This is a genomic window from Chryseobacterium sp. SN22 (assembly GCF_008329705.1).
Taxonomy (GTDB): Bacteria; Bacteroidota; Bacteroidia; order Flavobacteriales; family Weeksellaceae; genus Chryseobacterium.
This window is the reverse complement of sequence record NZ_VTSX01000043.1, coordinates 1-15,847: the sequence shown is the minus strand read 5'-3', so window position 1 is coordinate 15,847 and position 15,847 is coordinate 1. Positions and strand designations below refer to the sequence as shown.

Here is a 15,847-nt window from a genome sequence, read left to right as displayed (position 1 = left end):
TGTGAAAGATATGAAAAAGGAATTGAATATATAAAACAGGACTTTAAAGATAAAGGTATAGAAAAAAACTTTAAAGATATTTTAACTCCAAAAGCTTACGGAATATCCATCTATGAAAGTTTTTTTCCGATTTATAAATCAGACAATTATTTTACTTGGTTAAATATTGAGAAAACAAAACCAAATAAAAAAAACCAATGTCTATCTAAATTAAATAAAAAATATTGGGGAAAATACTGGAAATTATCAGACTATTATGAAACTCCTAATGTATTTACAAAGGATAAATTTAAAGGGCCTTCTCATATAGCAGTTTTTAATGAATTAAGAAATGATTCTTTAAGAATTGATGTTATATCAAATTCACGGGAGGGTTTAAAATACTGTGGCAGTATTAATAAATATTTATTGATTTTTGATACAAAAAATAACATTATAGACACAAAAAAATGGTCTGCTCATTATGAGTGTATGTAAGTTCACACACCGCTCTGCGAATTTTGTAACTTTGTAGCAGATAATAAAAGACCTCGCTTTTGCGAGGTCTTTTATTGTGTAATAATCTGCTGTAGATTATCTTTCATTCTTTTATTAGAGATTGCTTGATCAATCATTTTAAGCAGGGCTTGTTGTTCATCTTCAGAAAGCAGATCAATCAATTTTATTTTTTCCAAAAGCGTTAAATTAAGTTCTTTCTGCAAATCGTTGTCATTAAAAAAAACTGCTTGCGCGAGCGTCTCGCTCGTGCCGATCAATAAACCCACCATTTGCGGTGGGTTTTATTATTGACTTAAATAGGAAGACAGATCGCTGTTAAAACCGACCATTTAGGCGGTTACACCAACACGGAAACCGAGCTGGATTTTGCGGGGGTAACCAAGCTTTTCAAAACCTATCATAAAAGAATAAAGCTTGATACGGAAAGAGTGATTACCGAAACCTTTGAATATGACCATCAGAACCGGCTATTAATCCATACGCATAAGGTTGATAATAATTTTGTGGAAACCCTGGCTTACAACACCTATAATGATCTTTCACAGCTGAGCAATAAAAAAGTGGGTGGCTATCCTTCATTAAATGGCGGCGGATTTCTGCAGAGCATCGATTACCTATATAATATCCGGGGTTGGATGACTAAGATTAATGATCCTGTCAACCTTAACGGGAAGCTCTTCGGGTACAAAATCAAATATAATTCTGCAGAAGGGGAGCAGACTCCTGATCCTTTTGATCCCGTTCTGAAAGTCCTTCCGAGGTATAACGGGAATATTTCTGAAGTAGATTGGAAGACCTCTACATCTACTAATGATTATTTAAGAAGATATGGTTATGTTTATGACAAATTAAATAGATTGTCTGCCGGGTTTTATCAAAGAGAAGACAATCCTTCCGCAAGAGAATATTTTGAAAAAATAACGTATGATCTTAATGGAAATATTATGAGCCTGAAAAGGACAGCTTCTTTAGATGGAAACAATACCGCAGGATTAATTGACAATCTTTCGTATGAATATTCTAACAGTGGGCAGAGCAACAGGCTTAATAAAATAATAGACGAGCAGCAAAATTCTTCCGGATATCCTTATGCGGTTGCACCAGAATTGATCGTGCATGACAATAATGGAAATATGACCATAAATGTGGATAAAGGGCTTCTTTCAATCGGTTATAATTACCTTAATCTTCCCGATGCACTATTGTTTAGAAATGGTCTAAGCACCCGTACCGGTATTATCCATGAGAACACTTCATATCTTTACAGTGCAGATGGAAGTAAACTAAGAAAAACCTATAATTTTGCACCTTTTAACCCTCTAGGGACGATCACTCAGTTATCTTCAAAAGTTACTGACTATCTTGACGGCTTTCAATATGAAGGTTCAGCAGGAAAAAGGGGAAGTGCATAGTAGGATTAAAGCTTGTTCAACTTCAGAAGGATATTATAACTTTGAAAATAATAAGTATATTTACAACTATACGGATCATCTGGGAAATGTACGGCTTAGCTATTTTAATAACGGCGGCAGCGCAGAAATTCTTGAGGAAAACAATTATTATCCCTTTGGGTGAAACATGAAGGATATAATCCGACGGGAGGAAATCCAGCCTACCAATATAAATTCAACGGTAAGGAATTACAGGAAGAGAGCGGAATGTATGATTATGGAGCAAGATTCTATATGCCGGATATCGGTAGATGGGGCGCGATTGATCCGCTGGCGGAAAAGTATTTCAATATAACGTCATACGCTTATGTTGCTAATAATCCCATTATTTATATAGATCCAGATGGAATGAGATTGGATTTAAGTGATATCATGAAAAAAGGCAATGAAGAACAGTATAAAGCATTTATATTTTTTGCCAAAACTGAACAGGGACAAGAATTTTTGTCTAAATATATGGCAAAGGGAGAAAGTATCAAGTATAATGGAAAGAGCATTTATGAAGCTAAAGAAAATGGAGAATTTCATAATAATGGGATAGATCTATCATACGGAGTAAGATCAGATGATGCCGGAGGAGGATATACAAATGCAACATCAAATAAGGAGCGAGTGGGTGTTTCTGTGATGGTTTCTAAAAAAGCATACGGGGATTCTGGAAGCCAATTTTTCAATACTTTAAGACAAATTATTCATGAGTCCTTTATGCATGCAGATTTAGAAGCCTTAGATGTAAGAGATGATGGTTATAAAAACTCTAGCAGTATACCAAAAGAGTACAGGCAATATGATACGTCTTCGTCACAGCACGGTCAACACTATTATATTCAGAATGAATATTTAAATAATCCCAATAATGATAAAGTCAATACATATCCTAAAGAAGGATATAAAATATTGAAACAGGCAAATAAGGCCTTGAAACTAAAATTAGGAAATGTTCAAATAAAAAATGAAATGTGGAATTTTACAGGATCTTTTATAAAAGTAAATTCGAAAGGGGGGCTAACAAGATAATAATTATGCGAGTCTTATATTTAATAATGGTATTTTTTCTGTTTTCATGCCAAAATAAAGGTGGAAACAATGATTATATTGAAATCGCCAAGGGTTTTGATATGGATCCAAAAGAACCTAGGATAGGAATTATTCTAAGCTCTAAGGATTCTTTATATTTTTGTAGAGAAATCATTAAGGGAAGGAAAGGGATCGGAGAATATGAGTATTTTCAATCAAATGACACAATACATTTTGACAGATTTAAAAAGAAGATCCTAAAGGAATTTAAAGAAATAGATAACCATTCTGGTATTCCTGATGCTCAACCAACCCAATTAAAATACCGGTTGGAAAATAATAATTATGATCAGATTTTTTACATCCATAATCTTTCACCGAAACAGCAAAAAACTTTAAAGGGTATTTTTGACCTGCAAAAAAGTAAAAAACTAAAAAAAATTAATTATTATAAATTTTCTTCAGACTTATTACAGGAAAAAATACCCGGAACCTTACCAACAGACTAAATATGATTGTTTAGGACCAAATAAAACACGTTACCAGATGGCGTGTTTTATTTTTTGCCTGTTTAAAAATTATAAAAAGAAAAGAGTAAGGTCTAAAAAGCGGAAACATATTGCCATTTTAAGGTTGCAAAACAAAACGACAATATATTCAACCGATCTAAACCCCAAATCAGAAGCAATTTAAAAGAAAGCGTTAGAATTTAATCACAGGAAATGAAAAACATAATCTACATGTCATTTGAAATGTCACCAGCTACCTTGTAAAAACAGCAATGATATACACTACAATTATTCTTTCTTTATAGATTGCTTATAAGCAAATATGGAAGGTCTTCTGAATTAATTCCGAAGATCTTCCATATTTTTTAAATCACCGTGGTGAGCATAAAATTAAAAATTTTCCATGGATTTTATTTCTTCATATTTTAAAATAATACGTCATGTTTTGTCGCATTGCCCTCGTAGCTTTGACGAATGATGAACAATCCAATATAAATTGATATAATAATTCTTTTGTTTGTGAGGTAAAAAGTATACTTTTGCAGGAATTATAAAAAAAAATTAATACTAAGGACATGAAAAAACTCTACATGAGCACACTTTTTCTGTGCATATCTCTGGGCGTGTCTGCTCAGGAAGTGGTCTGGCAGAAAGACATCAGATCCTCTACGCAGGATTTCTTAAGCCAGGTTACCACAACCATCGACGGACAATATCTGATCTCGGGAAGCAGTATCCACCCTTCGACAAGCTCAGGGACCACTCCTTCGACCCCTTCGAGAACCTCAGGGGCCGGCGCATCTTCAGCAGACAGCCCAAAACAAAACGCAGGATACGACTATCACCTGGTAAAATTAAACCAAATGGGAGAGCAGGTTTGGGAAAAATATTTCTCCGGTAAAAACCATGATATGCTATCTGCAACGGTCAATACACAGGAAGGCGGATTTTTAATTGCCGGAACTTCTTACAGCGGAAAAGGCCTGGATAAAAAGGAAGAATCGAAAGGCGGATCGGACCTATGGTTGATCCGCCTAAACGAATTTGGCGACGAATTATGGCAGAAAACCATCGGCAGTGCTTCAGATGAAGAAGCCAGGGCGGTAATCCAGACCACGGATTTAGGTTTTTATGTTGCCGGAAACACCACCCTTCGAGAGCCTCAGGGTACCCTCCAAGGCTACGGTTCTAAAGACGTGCTTATAATAAAGCTCGATAAGAACGGAAAGGAAGTTTCCCAGTTGATATTAGGCGGAAGAGGACTCGATGAAGTGGAGAAAATGATTCCGACTATTGACGGCGGAGCTTTATTAGGCATTTATTCCAGAAGCAGTGCGGGAGGTTCAAAAAAGACTGAAAATTACGGAGAAGGAGATTTCTATTTGGTTAAGCTTAATAAAGAGGGCAAAGTGGAATGGGAAAAGAATTTCGGCGGAACCGGCGATGACCACTTAAGAACCCTGGCGATGACTTCTACAGGATATCTGATCGGCGGGGAATCCAGGTCTGAAAGATCCGGGAATAAGACGGTAGGCATCGAAGAAGGGACGGATCTATGGCTAATCTCCGTAAACGAAAGAGGCGAAGAGATCTGGCAGAAATCCTACAACTTCAAAAACCGGGATGTATTGATGGGCATGAGTGTTCTACATGCTTCGGATGATAAATCTACCAAAGGATTTCTGCTTGGCGGTTACACGCAGGCGGAAGGCAGAATGGAAACTGATGATGAAAAGTTCTGGATGCTGTATTTGGACCAAAACGGCAATGAGCAGTGGCGAAAGCACGTTAAAGGCGAATCCAGCAAAAGGGAGGAGCGGCTATCAGATATTAGGCTGAACCGTGACGGCTCGATTATTTTGGCCGGAACCAGCGCCGAGGAACTTGGCAAAGAGAACTGGAAGATCGTAAAGCTGGGCGATAAACAAATAGACCAATTGATCGAGAAGCAGGATATTAAGATCTATCCGAACCCGGTATCTGATTATGCATACGTTGAAGTAGGTTTTGATTTCAAAGAAGCGGACATTGTGATGTACGATATGGGTGGAAGGCAGCTTCAGAGCATTAAGACAAAAAATAAAGTAACCAAACTCAACACACAGCCGCTCATTCAGGGAGCTTACCTGGTTAGTATAAAAACCGATACGAATAAAACGGCGAGTGCTAAAGTGATTAAAAAATAAAAACACATGAGAAATACCAATGCAATAATAAAGTTAATTTTATTAATTTTTTTTATCTGTGGAAAGCTGGTTAGTGGGCAGGCAAATTATTCTAATTATTACTTTCCTGAACAACCTAAAGCTCCATCAAGTGAAGCGTTTTTAAAATATGGAGGGATACAAAATAGTGAATATATGGGAAGTAACAATCCCAGTATTAATTTATTTAATTTAAAATCTGGAGATATCAGTCTGCCTGTTAATTTAAATTATATTTCAGGAAATGGTATTAGGGTGACAGAAGAAGCAGGGCAAGTAGGATTAGGGTGGAATATATCTTTCCCTACGATTGTTCAAAATGTATATGGCTATGATGACTTCTCTAATAACACCCGATTTAGGCTTGATTTTGCTAAATCTACACTTCCTTATCCTAGTAATTTTCCTTTAATAAGTGGTCCAACTAATTTTAATCAGACTCCGTCATTTGATACATATGGATACTTTATGGCAACAAACAATAATGTGCCCAGAAATGGAAACTTCAGCAATTTATTTACAAATTTTGAAGCTGTAGATATGCAACCAGATATTTTTATTCTCAATTTATTTGGAGAGAAAGTAGAATTCATAATCTCAAATTTCGAGAGTTATAATGCCGGTGATAATTCTTCTATTTATTTTACATCTTTAAATAAAAAAGGATATGCGATTAAGAAAACAATAGAAGGATTTGATGTTAAAAATCCAAATGGTATAATATATAAATTTAATAATATCGAAAAAATTGAATCAGCAGGTGCTGCAAGCGCATATCAGGTAAGTGCAGTTAATTATCTAATTACTGAAATTATTGATACAAATGATCATAGAATATTATTTAGTTATAACAATATAGATTCTATAGCAAATCTACCTTCTTATTCGAGTTTTTTAAATTATACAACAAATTATTATCAGAACTTTTGCCAATTAGGATCTTCTAACGACTTAGAAAGTTTCGTTGTTAATGGCCCTTCTCCAGTGCCTAACCCAATTATATTTGATGGGTTGAATAATTTCAGAAATAATATTTTATTCAGTTCCCAAAAGCAAAATTATGTTTTTCCATCAAGCATTATTGGTGATAATGGAAAATTACTGTTTAGTTATTCTAACAGAATTGATACCGAAACTAAAAAACTTGATAAAATTACGTTATTCACATTTAATAATAAACTTGTTGATGAATGTAAGTTTAATTATGACTATTTTTTATCACAATCAGTTGATCCTTCAAATATCCCTGTTGGATATACATATAGTAATGATCGAAACAAGAGACTTAAATTAACCTCAATACAGAAACAGAGTGAAGAAGAATACAATTTTTTTTATAATGAAACTCTTTTACCTCCGAAGAATTCCTATGCAACGGATTATTGGGGATATGCCAATGGAGGATTTAATAATAAAACAGCTCATTTAAATCCAAATGACTTTAATTACAGTATTCCTATCCCAGTTACAGAAATAAATAATAATAAAAAAGTTTCGGACATTAACTTTGCTAAAAGTGGTATTTTAGAGAAGATACAGTATCCTACAAAAGGATATTCGAAATTTATTTATGAACTAAACGAGGCATCAAATTTATTTTATCAATTTGACAATTATAAATATAATCAAGGGAATGGATTAAGATTAATGCAACAAAAAAATTATGATTTTAATAATAGGCTTTTAAGTAATACTGTTTTTGAGTATGATTTTGGCCTTACCCCTAATCCAATTCATTTATTGAGACAAGATAAGGCAGAAATGTTTTTTGAAATTGGTGATTGTGCAGGGAAAACAGTTGTAAAGACAATACAAGCTCAATTTGTTGCTATGCATTCCAGTTCTGTCAATAACACTTTTGCTTTATCGTCCGGTAATGGTGTTGGATATTCTAAGGTCACGAAAAAAGAGTTAGATGCAAATAGCAATATAAAAGGTAAAATAGAAACTATATATTCTAATAATGAAGATGTCCATTATAATACTTCAAGTTACAATCGGCCAATATTTTTACCTTCTGTGAAAGGCAATAAACGTGAAAATGGAGTTATACTAAATGTCGCTTTTTATGATAATAATTCAGTAAAATTAAGAGAAGAAAAATATAATTACTCGGTACAATATTCTCAATTTACCTATGGCATTACAATGATACATCCGATGTTTAATTCATATGTCAGTAATCAGTTTGGTACTAATACAGGAGATCCTAATTATGTGCAACATTATAAATCTGCTATAGGTTATTATCCTATTTATTCCACAGAAACAATAATGATGGATAAAGAAAATACAGATTATATAAATGGGGATTCTTTAATAACAAGAACTGACCTTAATTATAACAGCAATAATTTTATTACCTTCAAGTCTATAAGATTTCCAGATGGAAAATATAATTTAGAAAAAACAAAATATTCTACTGAAAAAAATAATATAAAATTAATTACTTCAAATATCCTTAATGTTCCCTTAGAAAAAGAGATAATTGGTAACGTAATTAATGGTTCGTTAAAGAGAACATCATTAGTCGAGACAAAATATGACGATTCCGGCCATTTAAACCCTACGTCTGTCATTTCATATGAACTAAACGTCAATAATGGGCAAAATGTACCTACAACTGAAGTTACTTATGATCTATATGACAATAAAGGGAATGTGCTTCAGTATACAACAAAATCAGGAGTACCTACAACAGTTATATGGGGATACAATCAAACACAAATAATAGCTAAAATAGAAGGCGGAAGCTACTCACAAATAATGCAGGCTTTTGGATTAGATCCAAATAATGCTATATCTTACCTGCAATTAGAGATTGTAAGTAAATCAGATTTAGATATTGATGTTCCTAGTGAAGATGTTCTACTTTCAAAATTAGATATTTTTAAGAAGAAGACAGAGTTTAAAGATTTTAATGTTACAACTTACACGTATGATCCTTTAATCGGTGTGAAAACAATAACTTCCGCGTCAGGATTTAGGGAATTTTATAAATATACTATACAAAATAAACTGGAAAAGGTTATTGATTCTGAAAATAATATTTTAAAAGAGTTTAATTATAACTATGCGCCTAAAATTTTCTACAACTCAACTCAAAGTCAGCCTTTTATAAGAAACAATTGCGGGCCAAATGCAATTGGGGGAAGCTATATTTACACCGTTCCTGAAAATAAATATTATTCTTATGATAGTCTTATAGCAGCCAATCAGTTAGCTCAAAATGAAATCAACGCCAATGGACAAAATATAGCTAATATAAATGGTTCATGTACTCCCATAAATTGCCCTTTAAATATGTATATTAATGGCGGCGGCAGTGTATCAGTACTAAATCAGAACTATAGAGTACAAGTTGGATTTTCTTCAGGAGTTGGGAAACCCTGGACAACGACAGGAGTTATTATTGGAAAGATTAATGGAACCTGCATTCCACAAATTGAAAAGACTACAACTTCTTATAACGGAGGGTACATCTGGAATATAGTGATAAAGACCAATGGAGACCTGCTTATAAAAAAAATGGAAGGTCTGGGATCTACAGGAGTTCCTGATAATACAACTTATAATTTAGATTTTAATTTTCCTATAAACTAATACCGATGAAAAAGATATTAATTCCGATAGGCGCTATCCTTTTATCAGGATTTGTGCAGGCCCAGCTTACGTCTACAGAAAACTATGTACAGACCAGGACGTATCTTGAGCCTACCACAACCAGCAGCTCCACGGCAAAACAGATCGAGACAGTCCAGTATTTCGATGGGCTGGGAAGGCCCAAGCAGATTGTTAATGTAAAGTCTTCCCCTCAAGGGAAAGACGTTGTAACGCCCATTGTATACGACGGATTCGGAAGGCAGACCATGGATTACCTTCCGGTTCCCCAGCAGGGAACCAATGGCGGGGGCATTTATACCCAGCAAACTTCCGGATATTTTCCTGTAGGTGATCCTACCGGAGTATATACGAATGAAAAACCTTTTTCAGAAAAGATTCTGGAAAGCTCACCCCTTGACCGGATCCTTCAGCAGAAGCAGGTGGGTGCAGCTTGGGATAATAAACCGGTACAGTTTGGGTATGATGCCAATACCACCGGTGATGCGGTTAAAAAATACACCACGGTTACCACATGGGTGGACGGTGCTACAAGTTCGGTTTTAAGCCAGAGCACAAATTACGGGGCTGCCCAACTGTATAAAAATACGATAACCGATGAAGACGGGAATATAACCATTGAGTTTAAGAACGGCGAAGGACAGGTATTGCTCGTCAGGAAAATGATCAATGATACGGAAAAGGCGGATACCTATTATGTCTATAACGAATACAACCAGCTGACTTTTGTGATTTCCCCAAAAGCGGCTATTGAAGCGGATCCTAATACGGTGCTTGGAGATCTTTGCTATCAATATAAATACGATAGCAGGGGCAGATTGGTCGAAAAGAAAATTCCCGGAAAGGGTTGGGAGTATATGGTTTATGACAAAGCCGACCGTGTATTTATGACCCAGGATGCTAATATGAGACCTTCGGGAAACTGGCTGCTTACCCGTTACGATAAACTATCACGTGTTATTTATACCGCTATAGCAGGAATAGGAAATACTTATATAAGAAAGGATATTCAGGATGCTGTAAACTTTCATTCTGTAACAGCAGCTTCTCTGACAGAGGAAAGGACAAGTGCCATAGGCTTTACCAAAAACGGAATGGATATTTATTATGGAAATAATACGTATCCTACTACTGCTATTCTCCAGGTTTTGAGTATCAATTACTATGATACGTATCCACCAGGCACTCCTTCAATACCGAGCCAGATTTTAGGACAGGATATTTTACCTCAGGATACCCAGAATTCTCCCGTCAGCACCAAAAGCTTACCGGTGGCTTCTTATATTAAAAACATTGAAGATGACAACTGGACGAAAAGCTATACCTGGTATGATAAAAAGGGAAGAGCTGTCAGAACCCATTCCATTAACCACTTAGGCGGATATACCAATGTGGAAACTATGCTTGATTTTGCCGGGATAGTACAGCAAAGCATTACTCATCATAAAAGATTGGATACCGATACAGAAAGAATTATTATTGAGAATTTTACTTATGACAACCAAAACAGACTCTTAACCCATACGCATAAGGTAGATAATAATTTTGTGGAAACCCTGGCTCAGAATACTTATAATGAGCTTTCGCAGCTGAGCAATAAAAAAGTGGGTGGCTATGCTTCATTAAACGGTGGCGGTTTTCTGCAGAGCATTGATTATTCTTACAATATCCGTGGCTGGATGACCAAGATCAATGATCCGGCAAACCTTAATGGGAAGCTGTTTGGGTATGAGCTTAGGTATAATAATCCGATATCCTCAAATATTACTGCAGGGAGATTCAACGGGAATATTACAGAGATAGACTGGAATAACGGTTCAGAAAACCTGATGAAAAGGTATAATTATGACTATGATAAGCTGAACAGGCTTGCAAGTTCTTATTACAGGGAACCGAGCACGGGAGTAAGCGGAAGTTTCAATGAATACCTAACCTATGATTTGAACGGAAATATCAATACCTTAAAAAGATTTGCTCCACAGGTATTTTCTCCTACGCCAACTTTGATTGATGACCTGGTGTATCAATACACCGGCAACCGCCTGGATAAAGTGATTGAGAACATGTCCAACAGTACAGGTTATGAAGGTGGTAATAATGTAATAGACTATGACCTGAACGGAAGTATGATTAATATGAAGGACAAAGGGATAGATGGGATAGGGTATAATTATCTGAATTTACCTACTACTTACCAGATCAGTGAAAACAACTCGGGAGCTATATCTAATGTTACTTTAAGTCATTTGTATCGCGCTGATGGAGTTAAATTGCGTAAAACTTATAAAAATGTTGGACCTAGAGGATATTCTACAATAACAAATATGACAGATTATTTGGATGGCTTTCACTATAGTTCTTCAGAAACTACACAATGTACCTGGTGTCGTACCAGCGTAGCTTATGAAGAGCAGGCATTTCAGCAGAAAGATGTACTATTACCAGCAGGCGAAGGGTCAAAACCGCCACTAACACCATCTTCTGCTTGGATTTTAAGTTTTGTACCGACCGCAGAAGGGTTTTACAGTTTCACGGAAAACCGTTATATTTACCAGTACAGGGATCATCTGGGAAATGCAAGGGTAAATTATGCAAAGAATAGCCAGGGAAGTCCTGAAATAACGGATACCAATAACTATTATGCCTTTGGGATGAACCATATCGGAGGGATGAAAAGTATGCTGGGAAGCTACCAGAACTATAAGTACAACGGAAAGGAATTGCAGGAGACGGGAATGTATGATTATGGAGCAAGGTTTTATATGCCGGATATTGGAAGATGGGGTGTGGTGGATCCACTCGCAGAAATGATGCGTCGTCACAGTCCGTATAATTATGTATTCAATAATCCTATTAATTTTATCGACCCTGATGGTAGAGCTCCAGCAGGAGGACCTGGTGACGGAACTGATGGCAAAACTATTAGAACGCAGGACATAGAAGAGATAGTAATTACCGTAAGGCGACAAACTCAAAGTTTTTTTCATTGGGCTTGGAATGGAATAAAAAGTGCTTTTACAAGTCAATATAGTCCTAAAACCAATACAGATAAGTATGGCGGACTACATTCTTATCGTCAATGGCAAGGTAGTCCTTTTTATAATGAGGGAGAAACCAAAATGGATAGAATATTCCGCTTGATGGGAAATAGTAAGAACGAAGAGATGCTGAATTTTGGAGGTGGAGGATATAATATGTATGGGGGTTATGGTAAAGTTATAAATGTATCCAGAGCTGTAAAAGCAACTCCAGAGCTCATCTTTACAGATACTTCTCCAACAACGACTTGGGTTCATGCCAACAATACTCAAGTTGGTCTTATTGATTATGCAGGAAGTGCTGTAAAAATGGAAATCAACTTATCAAAAGATATGCAAGGACTGGGAATTGGTTCTAAAATATTTAGTACAGCTGTTGAAGATGCTTCAGCCTTTGAAGCAAACTGGGTAAAGAGTAGTTCATTATATCCTGAAACAGGCATGTCTAATAATTTAATTCAGTATAATAATGCTATACAAAAAGGAGCAAGTACAACAGAAGCGGCATGGAGTACCTGGTCTGGAGGTCAGGCAAAAGCGAATGGTTTTAATAATGTTAATGTGCAGTCAATGCAGAATGGAATAAAGGCAACATTTACAAAATAATAAAGAAATATGTCGAAATTAGTAATACAAAATATGTTCTATAATCACGGAGGTGAATATTATTTACTAACATGTAAATTTCAAGGAGAAATAAATATGGGTGATTATATTGTTATAAATCCAGATACCAAAATCAAGATTGAAAAAGTTGAAGATGGACTTTTTGAAACTATTGTATTGTCAGTATCTAGAGATTCATTTGAAAAAGTAAATGATAACTTATATAATAAAGAATTTGCAATTGAAAAAGTTGATAAAAACGGATACTCAATGTAATGGTATTTGAATTATTATAGAGAATAGTCTATTTAATAAATATTTAAAATTCAATTAAAGTTTTTAATATTATAGAAGCCACCAAATTCGGTGGCTTTTTATTTATTTTCTTGGAAAGTAATGATTTAGATAGATGCTAGTGTACTAACAGTTGTGGCTTGGGGAAAAATAGAATCTGGTAACATTCGTAGAGATGGTAAAAATCAAAAATCTCCTAACATCAATTTGAATAAAAATGACAAATGCAGGACGACATCATACTTCGAAAATTCATCCTGTGACAGGACTTCACGGATCAGCAGGTGCATCAGGTTCTCGCTGTCGAATACCGATTTCTGCTTCTGCCCGGACAGGAGTTCCCTTTTCTTCTCTTCATATCCTTTGTACAGGTAATCGAATACAGAATGCAATTGACTGTCGACCACCGTGAAATTCTGATATCCGATATAGCGGATCAGGTCGGAGATGTTGCTGTCTTTTTCATTTTCATTCCCGTTCACCACGACAATCAGCTGGTCTCTGGCGCGGGAGACGGCGACATTCAGGCGGTTGGGATGATCGGTAAAGCCTGATATTTCATTATCAACGGTGGAAAGGATGATCACCCCGTTTTCCCTTCCCTGGAATTTGTCTACCGTATCGGCTTTCACGGATGTTCCCTGAAAGGCCTGCTGTAAGGCCGAAGTCTGGTTCCGGTAGGGCGTTACGATGCCCAGGTCTGCGGTTTCCAGTTTCTGCTGCGGGATAATCTCTTCTACGATCACGTCGATCTGCCGCCGGTTCATCCGGTCCCGCGCATGGTTTCCGGCGACGGTCCTGTAAACGAGCAGGGGCTCCCGGCCGGTTTGGGCTTCGGACAGAATGATCAGTTGGTTATGGTAGAATTTCCGGTTGCAGAAATCAATGATCCGGGGATGGCACCGGTAATGCTCCCGTAAAAGCGTTTTAGGAATACCGGGAAATAATCCGGTTACCGACGAAAGCAGGCTGTGCCTGGAATACCGGTAGGCTTCGGAAAGCCGGTAGGCCTGGAAAATAAGATCCGTCTTAAGCTTCGTATCATCATCTACCACATTGGAGAGCTGCTTCAGATCTCCTACGATCACCACTTTTTTGGCACAGGACAGGGCCAGCACGCCCGTGGCCAGATCGACCTGCGAACATTCGTCGATGATCACGAAATCATAGACTACTTTTTTGTCAAGGCTTCTCCGGAGAGAGTAGGCGGTGCTAAGGATTACCGGGTAGTCGCTGATGAATTCTTCTGCATTTAGATGCAGATCCCAGGCCGTATATTGCGGACGCTTTTTTTCCTGGTATTTCTGATGTAAAGCATGTTTAAAGAGCTGCATCGAGACTTCCGTATAGGTTTTCATTTTCTCCCCGAAGGAAAAATCCTGCAATGCCGATTCCAGCTGCGCCTTCCTCAGCATAAGCTCTGAAATTTTTACGGTATAATAGGCAGCCTGAACCGCTCTGATCAGCTCCCGATAAGACCGTTCATAAAAGGTTTTGTCGCGTACCCCATAGAGAAAAGGAAAGGTCAGTTTCCGCCACCAGTTTAATTTCTTACCGAATGCTTCGTAATCTTCAATCGTGATCCACAGGGAAAGCAGCTGCCCGGAAGAGATGTTCTTTTTAAAACGCAGGTCTGCCGACGTCGCCATGGCGGAGGTAAAATGCCGGTATTCGGTTTCTACATTTTCGATGTGCAGCTTCAGCAGGGCCAGCTCGTTTTTAAGTTCAAGCTTTTCCGAAAGCTGCGCAAAGAGCAGGGTATTGGACTCCTGAAGGGAGTGTGCTTCTTCCGCCGTTAATGTCCAGCCGGACAGATCCGGGATCTCAGCCTGGGACTCAAGGAATTCTTTTTTCTTTTCGGAATTTCCCAGGAGAGCGGCTATAAAAGAGAGGCCGCTGCAGTCCAGCTTATCAAAAACATTTTTGGTAGCCGCATTATTGCTCGAAACCACCGCCACGCTTTGATGCTTCATTACCGCATTGGCAATAATATTGAGGATGGTCTGGGTCTTCCCGGTTCCCGGAGGGCCTTCGATGATGCTCAGGGGATGGGAGAATGCTTCATCCACACCTTTTTTCTGGCTCAGGTTAAAACCGAAAGGGAAAATTTCGATAGGAGAGCCGTGCTGATCTTTCTCCGGTTGTTTCCGGTTAAGGTAGTGCGAAAGAGTTGGATTTTCTAAAACAAAGAATTTTTTCACGGGAACAAGCCACAATCTCAATAAATATTGCAAAATAAAAAATCATAAAAAACACGTCAAGTTTTGTCGCATTAAAGCAATAGCTTTGTAAAATGACAATAAAACTGAGAATATTACAGGTTAGACTTTTTAAAATGCCATATAACTCAAAGCAAAAAGCCTTACCTTTGCACAAAAATTTGGATAGTAAATGACTATATTGAATACAGATAAGTTACAATTTTCAGGACACGAATCCTTCTCTTGTAAACAATTTTGGTTAAAAAAAGGGTTTGATTTTGTTCTACATTGACGCAGATCAACGCCCATATGCTTTCGATCAACAATGTCGGAAAAATAACCATGCAGAGTCCTTCCGGTCCGCAGATGTCTTACCCGAAAGGTTATATGTACGATTCTCAGAATTAT

10 protein-coding genes are annotated in these 15,847 nt (G+C 37.0%); 8 read left to right on the top strand and 2 right to left on the bottom strand.

The annotated features are described in order from the left end of the window. The coding region (locus FY557_RS20225; protein ID WP_185151780.1) for a hypothetical protein at window positions 1-477 on the top strand (477 nt) is incomplete at its 5' end. 71 nt (window positions 478-548) lie between these two features. Here FY557_RS20225 and FY557_RS19490 read toward each other — a convergent pair. Next, window positions 549-767, bottom strand: a complete 219-nt coding sequence (locus tag FY557_RS19490) for a hypothetical protein (RefSeq protein WP_149248899.1) — start codon at window positions 765-767, stop codon at window positions 549-551. A gap of 159 nt (window positions 768-926) precedes the next feature. Here FY557_RS19490 and FY557_RS19485 point away from each other — a divergent pair, with 159 nt between their 5' ends. The 7 genes from FY557_RS19485 to FY557_RS19455 all read left to right on the top strand — a co-directional run bounded on the left by FY557_RS19485 (window position 927) and on the right by FY557_RS19455 (window position 13,220). Continuing rightward, a complete protein-coding gene (locus FY557_RS19485; RefSeq protein ID WP_149248898.1) occupies window positions 927-1,910 on the top strand; it encodes a hypothetical protein in 984 nt (327 codons plus the stop codon). Between the two features lie 159 nt (window positions 1,911-2,069). Further along, window positions 2,070-2,966 (top strand): RHS repeat-associated core domain-containing protein, encoded by an 897-nt coding sequence (locus FY557_RS19480; RefSeq protein ID WP_149248897.1) that lies wholly within the window; start codon window positions 2,070-2,072, stop codon window positions 2,964-2,966. Between the two features lie 26 nt (window positions 2,967-2,992). After that, entirely contained in the window at window positions 2,993-3,475 is a 483-nt protein-coding gene (locus FY557_RS19475) for a hypothetical protein (protein ID WP_149248896.1), read from the top strand. A gap of 575 nt (window positions 3,476-4,050) precedes the next feature. Then, window positions 4,051-5,661, top strand: a complete 1,611-nt coding sequence (locus FY557_RS19470; protein ID WP_149248895.1) for a T9SS type A sorting domain-containing protein — start codon at window positions 4,051-4,053, stop codon at window positions 5,659-5,661. Window positions 5,662-5,667: 6 nt separating this feature from the next. Beyond that, entirely contained in the window at window positions 5,668-9,282 is a 3,615-nt protein-coding gene (locus FY557_RS19465) for a DUF5977 domain-containing protein (RefSeq protein ID WP_149248894.1), read from the top strand. Between the two features lie 5 nt (window positions 9,283-9,287). Further along, entirely contained in the window at window positions 9,288-12,944 is a 3,657-nt protein-coding gene (locus FY557_RS19460; protein WP_149248893.1) for a DUF6443 domain-containing protein, read from the top strand. 9 nt (window positions 12,945-12,953) lie between these two features. After that, on the top strand, window positions 12,954-13,220 hold the full coding sequence (locus tag FY557_RS19455) for a hypothetical protein (protein WP_149248892.1): 267 nt from the start codon (window positions 12,954-12,956) through the stop codon (window positions 13,218-13,220). 203 nt (window positions 13,221-13,423) lie between these two features. Here the strand turns inward: FY557_RS19455 and FY557_RS19450 are convergent, their stop codons facing one another. Further along, window positions 13,424-15,439 carry a DEAD/DEAH box helicase gene (locus FY557_RS19450; protein ID WP_149248891.1) on the bottom strand — a complete coding sequence of 672 codons (2,016 nt, stop codon included), beginning with the start codon at window positions 15,437-15,439 and terminating at the stop codon, window positions 13,424-13,426. Window positions 15,440-15,847: the final 408 nt, after the last annotated feature.

Coding starts and splice junctions, on each gene's coding strand:
- FY557_RS19470 (WP_149248895.1), top strand. CDS start 4,051: ATGAAAAAACTCTACATGAGCACACTTTTTCTGTGCATATCTCTGGGC.
- FY557_RS19465 (WP_149248894.1), top strand. CDS start 5,668: ATGAGAAATACCAATGCAATAATAAAGTTAATTTTATTAATTTTTTTT.
- FY557_RS19455 (WP_149248892.1), top strand. CDS start 12,954: ATGTCGAAATTAGTAATACAAAATATGTTCTATAATCACGGAGGTGAA.
- FY557_RS19460 (WP_149248893.1), top strand. CDS start 9,288: ATGAAAAAGATATTAATTCCGATAGGCGCTATCCTTTTATCAGGATTT.
- FY557_RS19475 (WP_149248896.1), top strand. CDS start 2,993: ATGGTATTTTTTCTGTTTTCATGCCAAAATAAAGGTGGAAACAATGAT.
- FY557_RS19490 (WP_149248899.1), bottom strand. CDS start 767: ATGGTGGGTTTATTGATCGGCACGAGCGAGACGCTCGCGCAAGCAGTT.